General features: G+C 52.5%; 12 protein-coding genes. 1 reads left to right on the top strand and 11 read right to left on the bottom strand.

The features are described from left to right. Positions 1-85 precede the first annotated feature (85 nt). Positions 86-1,501: a MocR-like pyridoxine biosynthesis transcription factor PdxR gene (gene pdxR / locus AR688_RS00680; RefSeq protein WP_068227812.1), complete on the top strand. Its 1,416-nt coding sequence runs from the start codon at positions 86-88 to the stop codon at positions 1,499-1,501. A gap of 4 nt (positions 1,502-1,505) precedes the next feature. Here the strand turns inward: pdxR and AR688_RS00675 are convergent, their stop codons facing one another. The 11 genes from AR688_RS00675 to AR688_RS00625 all read right to left on the bottom strand — a co-directional run bounded on the left by AR688_RS00675 (position 1,506) and on the right by AR688_RS00625 (position 18,293). Then, positions 1,506-4,073, bottom strand: coding sequence for an EAL domain-containing protein (locus AR688_RS00675; protein ID WP_068227810.1), 2,568 nt, complete (start codon positions 4,071-4,073; stop codon positions 1,506-1,508). Between the two features lie 98 nt (positions 4,074-4,171). Continuing rightward, positions 4,172-5,158: an isoaspartyl peptidase/L-asparaginase family protein gene (locus tag AR688_RS00670; RefSeq protein ID WP_068227807.1), complete on the bottom strand. Its 987-nt coding sequence runs from the start codon at positions 5,156-5,158 to the stop codon at positions 4,172-4,174. After that, on the bottom strand, positions 5,151-5,909 hold the full coding sequence (locus tag AR688_RS00665) for a copper homeostasis protein CutC (protein ID WP_068227804.1): 759 nt from the start codon (positions 5,907-5,909) through the stop codon (positions 5,151-5,153). The genes AR688_RS00670 and AR688_RS00665 overlap by 8 nt, the downstream gene beginning before the upstream one ends. After that, positions 5,896-6,801 (bottom strand): BadF/BadG/BcrA/BcrD ATPase family protein, encoded by a 906-nt coding sequence (locus AR688_RS00660; protein WP_068227801.1) that lies wholly within the window; start codon positions 6,799-6,801, stop codon positions 5,896-5,898. Before AR688_RS00660 ends, AR688_RS00665 begins: the two co-directional genes overlap by 14 nt. A 70-nt stretch (positions 6,802-6,871) precedes the next feature. Then, positions 6,872-9,601: a discoidin domain-containing protein gene (locus AR688_RS00655; RefSeq protein ID WP_068227799.1), complete on the bottom strand. Its 2,730-nt coding sequence runs from the start codon at positions 9,599-9,601 to the stop codon at positions 6,872-6,874. Between the two features lie 29 nt (positions 9,602-9,630). Continuing rightward, positions 9,631-12,597, bottom strand: coding sequence for a TonB-dependent receptor (locus tag AR688_RS00650; RefSeq protein WP_082694639.1), 2,967 nt, complete (start codon positions 12,595-12,597; stop codon positions 9,631-9,633). A 136-nt stretch (positions 12,598-12,733) separates the two neighbouring features. Further along, positions 12,734-13,399, bottom strand: a complete 666-nt coding sequence (locus AR688_RS00645; protein ID WP_068227797.1) for a gluconate 2-dehydrogenase subunit 3 family protein — start codon at positions 13,397-13,399, stop codon at positions 12,734-12,736. A gap of 1 nt (position 13,400) precedes the next feature. Continuing rightward, a complete protein-coding gene (locus AR688_RS00640; RefSeq protein WP_068227795.1) occupies positions 13,401-15,197 on the bottom strand; it encodes a GMC oxidoreductase in 1,797 nt (598 codons plus the stop codon). 161 nt (positions 15,198-15,358) lie between these two features. Continuing rightward, positions 15,359-16,264, bottom strand: coding sequence for a sugar phosphate isomerase/epimerase family protein (locus AR688_RS00635; protein WP_156420183.1), 906 nt, complete (start codon positions 16,262-16,264; stop codon positions 15,359-15,361). A 12-nt stretch (positions 16,265-16,276) separates the two neighbouring features. Then, positions 16,277-17,014: a 3-keto-disaccharide hydrolase gene (locus tag AR688_RS00630; protein ID WP_082694638.1), complete on the bottom strand. Its 738-nt coding sequence runs from the start codon at positions 17,012-17,014 to the stop codon at positions 16,277-16,279. Between the two features lie 217 nt (positions 17,015-17,231). Further along, positions 17,232-18,293, bottom strand: coding sequence for a sugar phosphate isomerase/epimerase family protein (locus tag AR688_RS00625; protein ID WP_068227792.1), 1,062 nt, complete (start codon positions 18,291-18,293; stop codon positions 17,232-17,234). Positions 18,294-18,297: the final 4 nt, after the last annotated feature.

The following is an 18,297-nucleotide window of genomic DNA, read 5'->3' as shown; positions in this document are numbered from 1 at the left end:
GTTCTCTCCCTCTTGTGTTGCAGTTAGCATAGCGACTAAACTGGTATTGAAAAAAGTACCGGTTTTAACAAAATGAGAGATCCAGTTGCGCCTACTAACCGATAACCTGCAGCTTAGCGGCCAGGGCAGCCTGCAACTGCAGCTATACCAGTTGTTACAACACCAAATGCTGCAAGGGCTCTGGCCCAATGGCGCCTTACTGCCATCCAGCCGTCAGTTGGCCGCAGACTTAAAGCTAAGCCGCAACACGGTGAATCAGGTGCTGCAGCAATTGGTAGCAGAGGGTTATATCGAAGGTCAGCCAGGCCGCGGCTATCAGATTATTGCAGTGCCAGAGCAGTACTTTCAACCCGAGCCTGCCCGGGTTTTAACACTTAACCACTATGATTTACCGCAAAAACAGGGAATGGTAACTGGCTTGCTGCAGCCCGGTGTACCGGCTTTGCAGCAGTTTCCTTATGCGTTATGGCAGCGTCTGCTGTCGCGCCATAGCAGCCGTGAGCAGTTAAGCGGCTTTGCTGAGCCTCTGGGTTACCTGCCGCTGCGTCAGGCACTGGCTGTTTATCTGCGTCAGTCGCGCCAGGTGGTGTGTGACGAGCACAGCATACTGATCACCGCCGGAGCACAGCAGGCACTGTTTATTGCCGCCAAACTGGTGGCAAAGGCAGGCCAGCAGGTATTGATGGAAACTCCCGGTTACCCGCGCCTAAAGCAGGCGTTACAGCTGTGCGAGTTGCAGGTGCAGCATCTGGATGCCAGCTCTGCTAGTGGCCTTGATATCAAAACACTGCCCGACAAAACTGAGGCAAAAGCATTGTTTTTAACTCCTGGGCATCAGTATCCGCTGGGAGGCATTATGCCACTGGCAAACCGGCTGGCCGTGTTGCAATGGGCGCGCCAACACAACTGCTGGCTGGTAGAAGATGATTACGACAGCGAGTTTCAGTATCAACACCGGCCTGTTGCCAGCTTACAGGGGCTGGCGGGGGGTGAAGGTGTGTTGTTTGCCGGTTCGTGCAGCAAAACCCTGTTTCCAGCGCTGCGCCTCGGTTATCTGGTCGCACCCAAAGCGGTTATCGCTCAGGCCGCCAGCATTTTACAGGCGCTGCATGGCGATGTACCACTACTGCCGCAAGCCGCATTGGCCGATTTTATCAGTGAAGGCCATTTTGGCCGCCACCTGCGCAAAATGCGCCGCTATTACCAACAGCAAAAGCAGTTTGCGGCACAACTGCTGCAACAAAATTTGCCGCAGTGCCGCTTATATGCGCTGGACGCCGGCTTACATTTAGTGCTGGAATTTCCTGAACGGCTTGATGATGTCAGCTTACAGCAACAACTTGCGGCGCAAGGTATTAAGGCACAACCGCTTAGCCGCTACCTGTTTAATGCTGAGCCGCGCAGTGGCCTGGTGCTGGGCATTGGCCATAACACAGTGGCGCAGTTAACCAACGCTTTGGCTGCGTTAATAACCCTCTGCCGTAATACATTGCAAGGTTAGCAGGTTAGTTTTGCATTTCATGGCGCTGGCGATAGCGGGTAATAAAACTGGTTTGCGGCATCGGCTCACCAAAAAAATACCCCTGAAACTGCTGGCAGCCCAGGTGCAACAATTTACTATATTGTGCTTCGGTTTCTACCCCTTCGGCAATAACCGACAGTTCCAGGCTTTGCCCCAGCGCCAGTATGGTTTTAATAATGGCTTTATCGTTAGGGTCGGTGAGTAAATCACGCACGAAAGAGCGGTCAATTTTCAGCTGCTTTAATGGCAGTAGTTTCAGATAACTGAGTGATGAGTAGCCGGTGCCAAAATCATCCAGTGAAAAGCGTACCCCCAGAGTATTAAGTTGCTGCATCTTATCAATAATGGTATCGATATCCTGCAGTAACTGGCTTTCTGTCAGCTCCAGTACCAGTTTTTCCGGCGCCGCTCCGCTTTGCTCCAGAGCGCTGATCACCTCCTGCACAAACGCCGAAGAATGTAACTGGCGGGCACTGATATTCACCGCCAGATACCAGTGGGCAGTATCCTTATGTCTTGCCCATTCAGCCAACTGCAGGCAACTTTTTTCCAGCACCCAGCGGCCTATTTGCAGGATCTGGCCACTGCTTTCGGCCACAGGTATAAAGCTGGCAGGCACTATCATGCCGTGCTCTGGATGCTGCCAGCGTAGCAATACTTCCGCACCTACCACGCCAAGATTTCGCTCCAGCTGTGGCTGAAAATACAAGACAAATTCATCCTGCAACAGTGCCTGGCGTAAACCGGTGGCAATATCAGAGCGGGCGCTGACATCTGCCTGCATCTGCTGGTTAAAAAACCGCACGCTATTACGGCCGCGCTCTTTGGCATCATACATTGCCAAATCAGCATGCTGCAGTAATTCGTCGCTGTTGCAGCCATCAGAAAACATAGCCACACCCACACTGGCAGAAATAGAGTATGGCCGTTGCTGCAACATAAATGGCTCAGATAACAGCTGCACCACTTTTTCAGCAATTAGCCCGGCTTTCTGGCTCGACAGTTCTGGATCCGGATGCAAATCGGTCAGCAGCACCACAAACTCATCGCCTCCCAGGCGCGCCAGTGTATCGACCTTTCTCAGGCTAGCCTGCAACCGCTGGGCAACTTGTTGCAGTAGCTGATCGCCCATGGCATGGCCTAAGGTATCGTTTAGATCTTTAAAGTGATCCAGGTCGATAAACAGCAATGCACCTTGTGCTGTATTGTTGTGTCGCAAGCCCAATTGCACAGCCTGTTGCAGCCGGTCAAGCAGCATACGGCGGTTGGGTAAACCGGTTAGCGCATCATAAAATGCCAGCTGATGAATTTCCTGCTGATGCTGTTTATGTTCGGTAATATCAGTGGAGATACCACATAACGCATAAATATTGCCATTGCTATCGCGTAAAGGTAACTTCACTGACAGGTATGTACGTGTTTGCTGGCCGTCCAGTGAGCTGTTGGTTTCTTCCTCTACCAGCCGTACACCTTGTTGCAGCACTTTTAAATCATTCTGCTGTAAATTGGCGCTGCTTGACTGGTCAAAAAAAGCGTCATCACGCCGCCCTATTGCCTGGCAAGGTTCACAGCCAAACAGCTCAGCGGTTTTACGGTTAAGATACTGATAACGTAGTTTATTATCTTTAATATAAATATGCGCATCTACGCTGTTTAATATTGTACTCAGCCGCTCTTCACTGGCCCGCAGGTGGCGGGTTTTATCGGCGACTTGCCGTTTCAACCACCAGGCACCGCATAGCGCCAGTAACAGTAAGCTGCTAAGCATTGCCAGCAACAGCCAGACTTTTTCCGGTAGTGTTTGCTCGGGTACCTCCGTACCCCAACGCTGCAGGATTTGGTAGTAAGGTGAGCTGATATTGGTTTGCCACTGCGCCAGACGGGTTTCGATAACCGCAAGTAAATCCTGATTGTGTTGCTTTTTGGTGGCATAAAAAAACTGTAACGGCTGGAAGATGACATTACTTTGCTCTAACTGGTACTTTGCCAGCTGAAAATGGCCGGAATAATGATTCGCCGCTACCGCATCAGCCTGACCAGCCGATGCCATCGCAAAAGCCTCAGGCATTGAGCGGGCCCGCAGTAACACCACGTCCATACCCGATTGCGAAATCATATTTTGCAGATACTGCTGTTGCACAGATTCCTGCAATACTATGATCCGCTTGCCATCCAGTTCAGCCAGTGACTGCAGCTGCACTCCTTGCGCGGTATATAACTGTGACCAGCTGTAAAGCGCCGGAGTCTGGTGAAAATCCAGTTGTAAACTACGCAGTTCGGTAAAGGCAACATCGGGCAACAGATCTATTTCGCCGGACTGCAGCATTTGCAGGCAATAAGCCCAATCACATTGCACCGCTTTAATCCGCCAGTTTTGCTCTGCTGCTATTACTTGCAGTAAGTCGCCGAAAATACCTGATGGGCTGCCATCTGCGGCAGCCACAATTTTCGGAGTATTCTGATACACACCCACAACAACTTCACGGCCCTGCGCTGCAGCAAGCTCGCCGCATATCAAAGCGGCAAGTAGCGCTGCGTAACATCTAATCATCTAATCTCCGGCAAATTTTGCCTTAGCATTCTCTCATCAGCTTAAGCCAGCGTCTGTTAAATGCCAAGGTTGATGCCGAATTAGATAAAGCGCGGTGTTTATCCGCTTAACAATGCCGTTGCGGCGTACAGCTTACTTTCGCCTTGGTGCTGCACGGCATAATTAAAACCCGGCTGCAGACAATAGCTGCCATATTCACCGTTTTTATTCAGCGCAATAAAGCCAATTTGGGTGTCGGCTATATTGCCCTTGCGCAGTTGCAGCTTGTGATAAATACGCTGTACCGCCTGCTCACACGCCTGCTGTGGGCTGTAGCCCTGGCGCATCAGCTCTACCACCAGAAAAGAGCCCGTTACCCGGATCACTTCTTCACCATGGCCGGTGGCGGTGGCGGCGCCCACTTCGTTATCGACATAGAGCCCGGCGCCGATAATCGGCGAATCACCCACCCGGCCGTGCATTTTAAACGCCATGCCACTGGTGGTGCAGGCACCTGCCAAATTGCCGTGGCTGTCCAGCGCCAGCATGCCTATGGTGTCATGGTTTTCAATATTAACGATTGGCCGGTAATTGGCATCTTTTAGCCACTGCCGCCATTCCTGCTCTGACTCCGCCGTGAGTAAATTCTCGGCAACAAAGCCCTGCGCCAGCGCAAAATCGAGCGCGCCCTGTCCTACAAGCATCACATGCGGTGTCTGCTCCATCACCGCCCGCGCCACCGCCACCGGGTGTTTAATTTGCTGCAACGCGGCCACCGCGCCGATATTGGCAAATTCATCCATAATGCAGGCATCCAGTGTAACCTTGCCATCCCGATCCGGCCGGCCGCCATAACCAACACTGCGCTCGCTTGGATCGGCCTCAGTCACCATTACGCCTTGTTGCACCGCATCGACGGCGCGCTCCCCCTGCTGCAATAAATTAAACGCCACCTTGTTCGCCTGCATGCCAAAATCCCAGGTGCTGATCACCACAGGTTTACGTACCGGCGCTACCCCTGCCGCACAACCCGGTAACAAGGCTGAAGCTGTTGCTCCGGCGCCCAACATAGCGCTGAGTTTTAAAAAATAACGCCGATTAAGCATGTGGCTCTCCTTTTTGTGGGTTTGACCCAGCCCGTTCAGTTAGGCAAAGTTGTAGTTGCTCAAGCTTAGCGCTATCGACTTTATCTTCGGTAAGTACCGCCGAATGCAAATGCCAGCACAGCTGCGTATTGTCGTGAAGTGTTTGCTGCAACTGCGGCAAATTAGTCAGCGTAACCCCACCACCGGCCACCAGCACCAGCCGCCCGGCAATATATTGCTGCAAGGTTGCCAACTGGCGTACGCCCTGCGTTATGCTTTGTTGTTGCTGCCAGGGCGTACCGTTGCTTAATAGCCGCTGTACGCCTAATGCCAGCAGTTGCTCTACCGCTTCTGCCGGGCTGGTGCAGGCGTCAAAAGCGCGGTGAAAAGTACAAGCCAGGCCCAGTTGCCGGCACTGTTGCAGCAACAGAGTTAAAAATAGCAGATCCGGCTGCGCATCTGTTGTTAATGCACCCACCACTATGCCATCAGCACCCAGTTTTGCTGCCTGCAGTAACTGCGCCTGTATTTGCTGCTGCTCTGGCTGCGAATAGACAAAATTACCGGCTCTGGGCCTGAGCATAACCCGCAGCTGCGTATGCGAATTACAGGCCGCCCGCGCCTGACGCAACGCGTCGGCACTGACAGATAAGCCCTGCTGCGCCATCTGGCTGCACAGCTCAATGCTGTCAATACCGGCTGCGCAAACGGTGCGGATATTCTGCGTAAGGTAGCGGCTGTCGCTATCAAGACAAATTTCAATTTGCGCCATACGGCTTAGCCTCCTGTGCTGCAACGACCAGTTGGCGGCGGGCATAATAAATAGCCCCTACCGTTGCCGGGGCCAGCGGCGCACTAAAGCGGCTATGTTGTGCTGGCGGCAGGTAAGTTAGTAAACGCTGCCCCACACCACCAAGCAGGCAACAACGGCCTTGCGGCAGCTGCTGGTTAAGCCTGGTGATAAAATTGAATGCCTGTTGCAGCATAGCCAGCGCAACCGCATCACCGCTATCTGCCGCCTGAAAAACCAGAGGCGCCAGCTCAGCATATTGCTGCGGTGTCGCCTGCAGCAGTTGCTCTGCCATTAGCGCTGCACCGCCGTTAAAATGGAGCTGCAGTAAGGCAGTCAGCTTTGTTTCCGGTGCCAGAGCATCCAGTGCCAGCAATACCGCCTGCACGGCCTGTAAACCCAAACCGGAACCACTGCAGACAGCGTTGATTGGAAAGCCGTAGCCACCGAGCAGGGTTTCGCCATGTTCAGTCAGCCCGATCGCACTAAAACCGGTGCCAAGAATAATCACGCTACCGGGCTCGCCGCCGTGAGCGCCGTAACAGGCAGCGTGTAAATCGGTGGTGACATGCCAGCTGGCAAAAGGGTGCTGCCACTTTAGCGCTGTGGCTTTTAATCCGGCCAGATGAGCGCCGGCAAAACCGGCACCAATATGCAAACGCGCATAAGCAGTGCTGTCCAGCCTGGCCTGCAACAAAGCGGCATTTAGCGCTTGCCAGACATTGGCTTCAACCTGTGCCCAGCCCAGCCCCAGGTTCGCCGCGCCGGAATGGCCTTCGCCAAGCAGATTGCCACTCTCATCTTCCAGCCGTACCCGGCAATGGCTACCGCCAGCATCGATACCGGCAAACAGTGCAGAGCTTACAGTTAACATCGATCAGATTACCTTTATGATAAAAGGCGCAGACTTAGCTGCGCCTTTTGTATGACAACAACGCTTTAGCTTATAGCACCGGCCCAATCAGCTCAAATTCTGCCACCTGCATTAAATTGGTATCACCTTTGTTTTTTGTGATCTCAATGCGGTAATGGCTGAAGCTGCGGCCATTTAACAGGCTGAAGCTGCGCCGCTCGGCACGGGCTGCGAAACTTTCACCTGCCCAGTCACCCAGTACCTGCCAGCTTTCACCATCATTTGAGCCAAGCAGACGGAAGTTCTCCGGATCGCGGTCCGGCGCATCGTTTGCACTGGTCATAGCAAAGGTATTAACAATCACCGCTTCTGGCAAGCTGATTTCCAGCCAGGATGGCGCTTCAACCGACGGTACACCGCCGTTATCCAGCCATTTGGTTGCCGGGTCATTATCAAATGCCATAGTACCCGCTTCGCCATCACTGATAGCCGCACGCTCAGTAACCTGGGCTGCACCGTTATCACTGTGCTCCTGCGCCTGTACCTGCGGGCCTATCAGCTCAATTTCTGCTACCTGCATTAAGGCGCTATTACCTTTGTTTTTAGTGATATTCAGCCGGTAATGGCTGTAGCCCAATGCATTGGCGATGGCAAACGTTTGCCGCTCGGCGCGCTCGCTAAAACTGATACCGGCCCATTGGCCCAGGTTTACCCAGGATTCGCCATCATTAGATGCTAACAGGCTGAAGTTTTCCGGATCGCGATCCGGCGCGTCATTAGCACTGACCAGCGCCAGCATATTTACTGCCTGCGGCTCTGGCAGGGCAACACTGGCCCAGGCCGGTGCATCGACAGTTGGCACTGCTGTGTTATCCAGCCACTTAGTCTGGCTGTCACCGTCAAAGGCATAGTCGGCCGCTTCGGCGTCACTGATAGCACCGCTGGAGGTTACCGCTGTGGCGGTTAAAGCATGGTTCAGCGCCGGCACTGCGGGCCCGATAAGCTCAATTTCAGCAATTTGCATTAAGCTGTTGTCACCTTTGTTTTTGCTGATATTAAGCCGGTAGTAGTTATAAGCCAGGCTATTACTGGTGCTGAATAAACGGCGCTGGCCACGACTATCGAAACTCTCACCGGCCCACTCGCCTACAGTCAGCCAATTGACGCCATCATTAGAGGCCTGCAGGTTAAAGTTCTCCGGATCGCGCTCAGGTGCATCATTGGCGCTGCTGATTGCAATGCTGCTAACAGCTTTTGCTTCGCTAAACTGCACCTGCACCCAGGCTGGCTGCTCTGCCGTTGGCACCGCAGTGTTATCCAGCCATTTTGTGCTTAGCAAACCGTCAAATGCCATATCGGCGCTTTCTGCATCGCCAATGGCACCGCTGGCGCTGATGCTGCCGCCTTGCTGAACTTGGTCGGGATACACCGGGCCAAATAACTGCACTTCAGCCAGTTGCATTAAGTTAGTGTCGCCTTTATTTTTCGTAATGTTCAGCCGGTAATAGCTGTACGGCAAGCTGTTATTAAAGGCAAAATCCTGCGCCGTTAAGCGCTGCTCAAAGCTGATACCAGCCCACTGCCCCAATGTAAACCAGCTTTCACCATCGTTAGAAGCTTGCAGATTAAAGTTTTCCGGGTCACGGTCCGGCGCATCGTTGGCGCTGGTAATTGACAACACACTGATAGCCTGCGGCTGCGCAAACTGTAGCGTTAACCAGGCGGGTGCTTCTGCGCTGGGCACGCCGGTGTTATCCAGCCATTTAGTGTCAACACTGCCGTCAAAGGCCTGGTCACCACTTTCGCCATCACTGATAGCGCCGCGGAAGCTTATTTGCGCACCGGCTAAATAGGCCGCAGTGGTGTATTCACGAATAGGCCCGCTGCTGTTATCAGCCAGTACTAATGGCAGTTCAATATCAATAATGCTGTCCGGGGTTAAACCCAGCTCTGCCAGTACAGGATGGCCCTGCAATGCATCAAGTAACTGCTGGCGCAGCGCTATGGCTGCCGCCTCATCGCCCTCAGCCGCCAGCGCAACCTGTGCTGCTGCGGCAGCGAACGTATCGGCCAGGGTTGCCTCAGCACCAATGTGGGCAAAGGCTGCATTAACAAAGGACAACCGAATCAACTGGTTGCTGATTTGGGCAAAGTTTTCCGCGCTATCGGCACTTTGCAGCGGTTGCTGCATCAGGTTTATTGCCGGCATGTCAACGCCGAGAATACGTAGCAGCTGCGCGGAATATTCCAGCTGTGCTGGCTCCAGCGTAGCCAGAGCCGACACATTACGCCCACCGGTAATGGCGGCCTCCAGCAACTGGCTGGCAAAAGTGGTTAGGGCATTAACCTGCACCGTAGCATCAGCGGTGCCGTCGGCAGCAGCACCAAGCGGCGCTTTTAACCAGAACAGGTTAGTTAATGTCACCGTTCCCAGCGCGTCTGCACTGACTGCAGCACCTAAGGCTGTTTCGCCGCATAGGCTAAGATCACACAACATGCTGCTATCGCCGCTAGTGGTAACTGCCAACTTGTGCACTGCGCTAAAAGCATAGCCCGGTGCTGATGTCAGGGTGGTAGCGGCCATACCGCTGCTGTCAGTTTGCGCGGCTGTGCTGTTTACCGCTGTGCCATTTAACGCACTGACACTGACAGCGGCGCCGGTTAAAATACCTTTTACTGCACTGGCGTTGATCTCGACTGAGGTTGATACCGGTGTTGGTGCATTATCTACATCCGGTGTTTCACCACTATCGCAGCCGGTTAACACGGCTAATGCCGCTGCCATGGCGCACAGCAGCTGACGTTGTTGTATTGTTTTCATTATATATTCTGCCTCTTTGTGTGCCTGGTTCAGAAATTAAACGTGATACCTGCGTAGTAACGCCGGCCAGAGTAGCTATTGTTTAAAAAGCGCGCATCGGTGTCGTTACCTAACCTGGACGTTGATTCAGATTTAGTCAGGTTGATAACTGATGCGCTTAGCAGCCAACGCTCTGTCAGGGCATAGGAGGCATTTACATCTATTTGATCGTACGGGTCCTGATACACGTTTAAGCCACTGTTAATACCCAATACCGTTTCACCGCGTTTGTTATAAGACGCACGGATACTGTAATCGTCTGTTTCGTAAAACGCCGACAGGTTGTACTGGTACTTGGCACTGCCCACCAAAGGTGATTCGCCAAACTTTTCGCCATCGACATTAACGTCGGCCTGGTTAGTTTTGTTGTAGGTATAGTTGGCATTAAGGCCAAAGCCATTGGCAAAGGCATGCTGGATAAACAGCTCCACGCCCTGCGACTTGGCATTAGAGCCATTACCTACCGTGCTGTAGGGGCTAATAGTAATTTGACCCGGTTCTACCACACCCGGCTCGCCGGCAAAATCGCGCACCGAATCAATGATCAGCGGCACGACAAAGTTATCAACGTCTTTATAAAACAATGCCATGCCCACTGCTGAGCCCGTGCCGTAGTAGTACTCGATTGACAGATCCGCCTGCATCGATTCAAACGGTTTCAGGTTTTTATTACCGCCACTACCGCTAAAACCCGGTTGAGTATTAAAGGCGGCGCGATCATCTGCCCATTCATCTGAAACAAAGCTGATACGCTCCTGGCTGCCCAAATCACCGTAGCCTGGCGGTGACATCACTTTAGCCAGTGCCCCGCGCACGACCAGATTGTCACCAGCATCCCACACCAGGTTCAGGCTGGGTAGCACATAGGTTTCTTCGGTGGTTTGCGATATTAACTGCCAGTTTTCGACAAAACGGTCATCGCCGGTAACAGGTAAACCGGTTACATCGTCGGTATGATCAAGAAAGTAGGTATATAAATCGGTCGACTCGCCGGTGGTTTTGGTTTTTACTACCCGCACACCGGTGTTACCACGGAAATCACCAAAGCTGAAATCGCCCTGCAGGTAAAATGCCTGGCCTTGCTCGCGGATGTTATAGACAAAATTATCTTCAATCCGGGTATAGGGTTTATAGTTGCTTAAAATAATGTCGCGGTACTTATCCCAATCCACTACCGGCATCAGGTTAATATCAAAGCCACCGGCAATATTGCCTTCGCCATTCGCTTTTAGTACGTCTTTTGCCAGTGGCATACCACCGTTCCACTGATAGCTGTCAAACTGGTCTATACCGCGACCACTGGCCAGCGCACCTTCAACATCAAAATCAGGCGCCAGAAAAAAGTTATTACCGGTTTCGCGATGCAGTTTGGCATCACGGAATTTCAGGCCGGTACGAACCAGTGTAAAAATGCCCCAATCGACATCAAAATCAAGATCCATCTGATAGTAACGCTCTTCCAGCGTGCTGCGTACAAAACTGGAGTTAGACGAGCCCGGGTCACGGCCGCCGCCAACACCATTTAGTAAGTTGGTCAGGGTGTTAGGATCAATATACATCGACATACGATCGCCCAGCGACCAGCCGGCAAATTGTGCAGCGTTTTCAATAAAGGGTTGGTTTTCGCCCCAGTTTGAACTTTTATACGCCACATCCCAGCTTTCTGTTGGCCCGCCTTTGGCCTCGGTGTTACCGGCAACCAGTTTCAACCGGTAGCTATCACCCTCGTAACTGAAGTTAAAATCAAAAGTATCTGAGGTAGACTCTTCCCTGACATAGCTGCCATTCATCCAGGGAAATTGCAGGTCGTTTTCTGCCCCACCGGCACCGACGGTATAATCCATGCCGGTAATAATGGTGCCGGACTCATCCAGCGTCACACCGGTAAGAAAATTAGGGTTTAATGACCATTCCGGCATCGACACCACTGAGCTGGTTCTGTTCTGGCCTAAGGTAAAACCAAAATAGTTAAATCCCAGCTCCAGCCGGTCGGTTGGCCGCCATTGCCCGGTAAGCTGCAGGCCTTCGCGCTCACGCTCTTCTTTGGTTACGCCAACCCGGGCTACCTGCGGAAACCAGACCCCGTTATAAACATTGCCCTGCGCATCGGTCAGCTCTGCCCAGTTATTGTTGTTATCTACCGGGTTGCCGTTAACATCCACCGCGGTATCGTCCTCGCCGCTCCAGCGCCAGATACTTGAATCGGTGCCTCCCGACAACACGCGGCTGGTGCGGTTTTGCCGGGTATAACCCACCAGCAGGCCCAGACTCTCAGCGTCGTTTTTCCACGAATACACCCCGGTAAACTGCGGTTCATGCTTGTCGGTGACATCAGCATAGGTCGACTCAATATTTAACACGCCGGAATTGGCGTCCATATCAAATGGCTTACGTGTATGCAGCAATACGGTACCACCAACCCCACCGGCATCCAGCCGGGCTTCCGGCGATTTAAACACTTCTACCGTCTGGATCATTGCCGACGGCAGCAGGGTGTAATCAAAGGAGCGTGATGGTTCACCGGGTGACGACGCAATAAAGTTGCCATTTAGCTGGGTAAAGGTCAGATCAGACGATAAACCACGGATACTCACGGTTGAGCCCTCACCGCCGTCGCGCTGGATCACTACACCAGGCACACGCTGCAAGGAATCGGCAACGTTTTTATCCGGAAACTTACCGATATCCTCAGCGGTAATGGCATCCACCACCGCGCTGGATAAGCGTTTGATCGCCATATTCTCGGCCATACTGGCACGGATACCCCGCACCTGTACTACTTCAATTTCAGCTTCGGCTTTGGCTTCTGTCGCTGGCTCAGCTTCCTGTGCCAGAGCAGTATTACAGCCGGCCGTTAATAGTAGGCTCAGGCTTACTGCCTGTGCCAGCCGGTGTTTACGCAACCTTGCAGGCTGCGTGGTATTCCCCGTTTCGTTGTACCTATTTTTACTGTACATAGTGTGTTGCTCTCATTTTTTTAGTTTTAACTATTGTTCTGAGCAATGAGTTTCTCTTACCGCCTAAACGCAGTCAGAACCCTGTTTTTTCACTTGTGTCATTGTCGAGCGGCCCCACTTAACACAGGGCTTTGGTTTAACTTTTTAGTTTCAGTTTGCGCAGCACCTCATCAGACGGGCCGTCGAAACTGGCCATAGGTTTATTACCGATATAGCCGATGTCGGCCATACCGGGTTCAGTGGTGTAAAAGGCTGTGGCAGTTAAATCGCGTACTTTGGCAAAGAAGCGGGCACCATGCTTTAAGTTGGCGGCGGCTTTGGGTTCAAAACAGATATCGTCACAAATTTGCCGCTGCTCAGTAGCGCTGAGTTTGGCGAACGCTTTACCAAAGCGTTTTTTTGCTTCGCCGTTTAACCACACCAAACCGCCACGTACCAGCACCAGATCGGCTTTTTGTTGCGGATAAGGCGCACTCACCCATTCATTAATAAAGTGCTGCGCCCCCAGGCTGGCAGCCGAAGGTGACTGTGCATCAGCCGGAATAATAATGTCTGCCAGCACCGCCAAATCATCCAGCTCGGCCTGAGTCAGTGTCATTGACCAGGGTATTACCGGCTTTAGCATATCCGGATCGGTGGGCCGGTAAATCAGCTCGGCGCCCTTGGTTTTAGCCGTCACCGCCGCGGCATGGCCAGCCATACCCAGTACCGGCATAGCTACGGCGGCTGTTGCCAGCAGCTTTAATGCATCCCGGCGTTTTAAGTTGGTATTGCTACTGTCGTTATAGTTATGATCTGCCATGTTAAATATTCCTTTGCTTGAACTGTTCAACAATGTAATCACTGGTGCGCCAGGCCAGCGCCAGAATAGTCAGAGTGGGGTTTTTATCGGCGTTGGACGCAAAAGGTGCGCCGTCGGTGACAAACAGGTTGGGTACATCCCAAGCCTGACAATACTGATTCAGCACCGATTTTTTGCGGTCGGCGCCCATAATGGTGCCGCCGACTTCGTGAATAATGGCGCCGCCGTTCATGATGGCTTTGCGGCCGTCAGTTTCTATGTTGCTGGTTACCTTTCCACCCATACCGGTAATAATGTCGGCGAAGGTTTTCTGCATATGCGCCGCCTGATTTATCTCATGCTCGGACCATTGCCAGTGAAACTTCAGCACCGGTATACCCCACTGGTCCACCACTGTCGGGTCCAGTTCGGCATAGCTGTTTTCGTTCGGGATCATCTCGCCACGGCCATCAAAGTGCACAAAGGTACCGTAATAGCGCCGGCACGCCTGTTTAAAATCGGCACCGTATGCACCTTCAGTAAAACTTTGCAGGCCACCAAAAGCACCGGCCCCCGGCATACCACGGCCACCGCTCATTTCAATGTGATAACCACGGGCAAAATTCAGCTTGCCGGCCTTTTGCTGCTTGTACAGCCACCATGGTTGATATAGGTGCATACCAGACGAGCCGTCTTCATTCATCGGCGGCAGGTTTTCCAGCGCCGGAATTTGCCCGCCGACGCCAGCACCGACAGTATCCATCAGGTATTTACCCACCAGACCGGAACTGTTGGCAATGCCGTCCGGAAATAGTGGGCTGCGCGAGTTAAGGAAAATCCGCGCCGTTTCTGCCGCACTGGCGGCTACCACAACTGCACGGCCTTTTACTTTCACTTCTTCGCGGCTGTTTTTATCAATATAAATTACGCCATCTGCTTTACCGGCCTTATTCAGCGTTACTTCGCGCACCATGGCATCGGTAATAATGGTCAGATTGCCGGTGGCCAGTGCAGGTGGAATTAACACCGTAGTGGACTGGAAATTGGCTTTAATAGAGCAACCACGGCCACACGGTGTGGCCCAGAAGCAGGCAGCGCGGGATTGCATAGAATCGGCCACCACTTTTTGCCCCAGTTCACTGTTAGGAAACAGCTTTGCCGGCAGCCGGGTGTGGTCCTGGCGCTGGCTTAAAATCGCCAGATGCGCCGGGATCACCGGAATATTCAGTTCATCACAGGATTTTTTTGCCAGCAGCTCATAAGCGCGCGGCTTGGGCGCTGGTTGTAAAATGCCTTCGGGCGAATCCGGCGTGTTTTCCAGGCCGTGGCCGGTTTCACCATACACGCCAATTAACATTTCGGTTTTATCGTAATAGGGCGCTAAATCGGCATAGTTTATTGGCCAGTCAAAGCCCAGGCCATCGCGGCTGTAGGGTTTAAAATCATACTCGCCGTTACGCAGTGAAATACGGCCCCAGTGGTTGGTACGCCCGCCCAGCATGCGGGCCCGCCACCAGTCAAAACGTTGCTGTGGCTCACGGCTGGCCTGGGTATAAGGTTCACCCGGCACCTGCCAGCCACCGTCGATGGTGGCATCATAAAAACCAAAGGGTTTATCCGGTGTACTGGCACCGCGTAGCGGCGCCTCTTTGGGCAGATTAAACATCGGCGTTTCTGTTACTGGGTCATAATGCCGCCCTGCTTCAAGCATTAACACCTTTAAGCCGGCGATGCTTAATATTAATGCTGACATACCGCCGCCGGCCCCAGAGCCAACTACGATTACGTCATATTCCTGCTGTCCGGATGCTCCTGACATCTTGCACTCTCCTCGTCTGCACACTTTGTAACCATGTGCCTTGTTATAATAATTATGCTGGCCCGGCTGCTAACGGCCTGCTAGCTTGGAACCACTCACTCAAACGCCACTCTGTAACCGGTTACACTGCCAGGCAAAAAAACCGGGCATTAAATTTAACCTCAACGCCCGGCGTGATTGGCCACGGCCAGCAGTAAATCGCGCGTTGCACGGATCCCTGCATCTTCATCAGCATTTTCACCTTCATACTCAATACCGATATAGCCCTGATAACCCGCGTTTTGGATCAATTGCCACATGCGCTGATAATCGATACTGCTCTCAGCGCCGTTGTCATCAAAGGCATAAGTTTTAGCACTGATACCTTTGGCAAACGGCAGCAGTAATTGTGTGCCTTGGTATTTATCGCCGCTAAAGTTACCAAAATCCGGCAGGCTGCCAACATTACCGGCCTGCTGCAATACCGTGGCCAGCCAGTTGGCGTCCATAGAGTGGCCCATATGGTTTTCGACAATAATGCTGATCCCAAAGGGCGCGGCAAAAGCAGCCAATTGTTGCAGGCCCAGTACTGCCGCCGGTTGCATTTCTAAGGCGTCGGTTTTGGCGTTATCAGCAATACTGACACGGATAGCATGGCAGCCTAAAAACGCTGCGGCTTCAACCCACTTATAATGGTTTTCTACCGCCTGCTGTCGTTGCTTTGCCTCCAGTGCCGCCAGGTCGCCTTCAGCGTCGACCATAATCAGTAAGCTGCTGACACCGCTGTCATCGGCGCGCTGTTTTAACTGGCGTAAAAAAGCTTGATCCTGCGCCTTGTCGGCAAAAAACTGATTTACGTATTCGACAGCGCCGAGTTGAAAATCGCGCCGGGTTTTTACAGCAAAATCCAGTACCTTTAGCTGACCGGAGCGCAGCTGACGGTGCAATGACCACTGTGCCAGTGAAATTTTTGGCTGTAACGGGCTGGCCGCAAACACCGACCAGCTTAGCGGTAACTGGCTGGCTAAACCGGCAACAGCAGCCCCGGCAAAGGTACGACATAAAAAATGGCGACGGTTAATAGCCATAACATGCTCCTGTTATAAGGCACGGATCCGGATCTGACGAAAAGCTATTTTGTCATTATGGTCTTGCAGCATAATATGCCCGGGCTCAGCTGTAGCAATATCATGCTTAGGGGCAAAATTGCTGTTGGCAGCGCGCTGCTGCCAGTCGGCGGAGCCCAACTCAAACTGCAGCACCAGTTTGCCATTAAGCCAGTGCTCAACCTGCGGGTGGCGCACAACAATGCGGGTATGATTCCAGCTACCGGCAGGTAAATGGGCATCAACTTGCGGTGCGTAAATATCAAACAACGAAGCGGTAAAATGAATAGGGTTGTCATGGCCGGGATAATTATCATCGTCAAGTAGCTGATACTCTAAACCACCAGACCACCCTTCACTGTTAACCTTGTAGAAGATACCACTGTTGCCGGATGCGGCAATTTGCCACTCCAGTTCCAGTTCAAAATCGGTAAAGCTTTGCTTGCTGACAATATCACCGCCACCAGCGGCGGTAAGCACCAGCGCCTTGTCGATAATTTGCCATTGCTCGCCAATCGGTTTGCCGCTTTTGTCAGTCCAGCCTTCGGCAGATTCGCCACTAAACAGCCATTGCCAGCCAGCAGATACTTCTGCAGTGGTTTTATCAGGTGTAGCAGCACCAGAGATGCCTTCGGAGGTAGTTGGTGCAGGTTTACAGCCGGTAACAGCTGCTAGCAACAGCAGGCTGATCGCTGCTGTACGACAAAACGCACCCGAGTTAACTCTGATCACGTTGACGCTCCCCTTGTTTTAGCCAGCGCTATTGCTGGCCGGTACCGCTCGTTATAATTATTTTGTTGGCGTGATTCTTTGAACACTGCCAATGAAACCGGTTACATAATTTAAGTTAAATCCGGCTTGGAATTTTGTCAAGCCAGATTGATTATTTTTTGTCTGTTTTTGCAGCGGCGCTGTTATGCGCCGCTTGTAAGGGCTTACATTGTCAGCCTTAGTCAGCTAAACCCAGAATCCGCCGGTTACGGCCTGCATCGGTGGCACCACCGGCAAAATCGTCAAAGGGCCGCTCGGCCACACAGATCAGCTGTTTGGTTATAAAAGGTGCGCCTTCTGCGGCACCTTGTTGCGGGTGCTTTAAACAGCATTCCCACTCCAGCACTGCCCAGCCGGTGTAGCCGTATTGTGTCAGTTTGCTGAAAATAGCGTTGAAATCTATCTGACCATCACCAAGCGAACGGAATCGGCCCGGCCGTTCCAACCAGCTGCTGTAGCCGCCATAAACACCGGCTTTACCGGAGGGGCGAAACTCGGCATCTTTAACATGAAACGCACGAATGCGCTGATGATAAAAATCAATAAATTGCAGGTAATCCATCTGCTGTAGCAGAAAGTGGCTTGGATCATACAAAATACAAGCGCGCGGGTGCTGCCCGGTGGCGTTAAGAAAACGTTCAAATGATAAGCCATCGTGTAAATCTTCGCCCGGGTGCAGCTCAAAGCACACATCAATGCCTGCTGCATCGAAAGCATCCAGCACCGGTAACCAGCGCCGCGCCAGTTCAGCAAAGCCCTGCTCTACCAGGCCGGCCGGGCGCTGTGGCCAGGGATAAACGGTATGCCACAGCAAAGCACCGGAGAAAGTGACATGACAGCTGAGGCCGAGGCGTTTTGACGCCTGCGCCGCCAGTAATAGCTGTTCAGTGGCCCACTGTTGTTTCTGCGCTTCGGTTTGCACCTGCGCCGGGGCAAAGCCCTGATACAGCTCATTGTATGCCGGATGCACTGCCATTAACTGGCCCTGCAAATGGGTCGACAATTCGGTAATGTGTAACTGATAACGCTGACACAATGCCAATAGCTCATCGCAATATTGCTGGCTATGCGCGGCTTGCTCTAAATCAAAAATACGCTTGTCCCAGGTTGGCAATTGCACGCCTTTGTATCCCAGCTCTGCCGCCCAGCGTAATAATGACTCTAATGTACAGGCCTCACCGGCCGGTGGCAGATACTGTGCCAGAAATATCGCTGGCCCTTTAATTTTGCTTGTCAGCATAAAT

The sequence above is a fragment of the Rheinheimera sp. EpRS3 genome, from assembly GCF_001513785.1.
In the GTDB taxonomy this organism is placed as follows: Bacteria; Pseudomonadota; Gammaproteobacteria; order Enterobacterales; family Alteromonadaceae; genus Alishewanella.
This window is presented reverse-complemented; position numbering and strand designations above follow the sequence as displayed.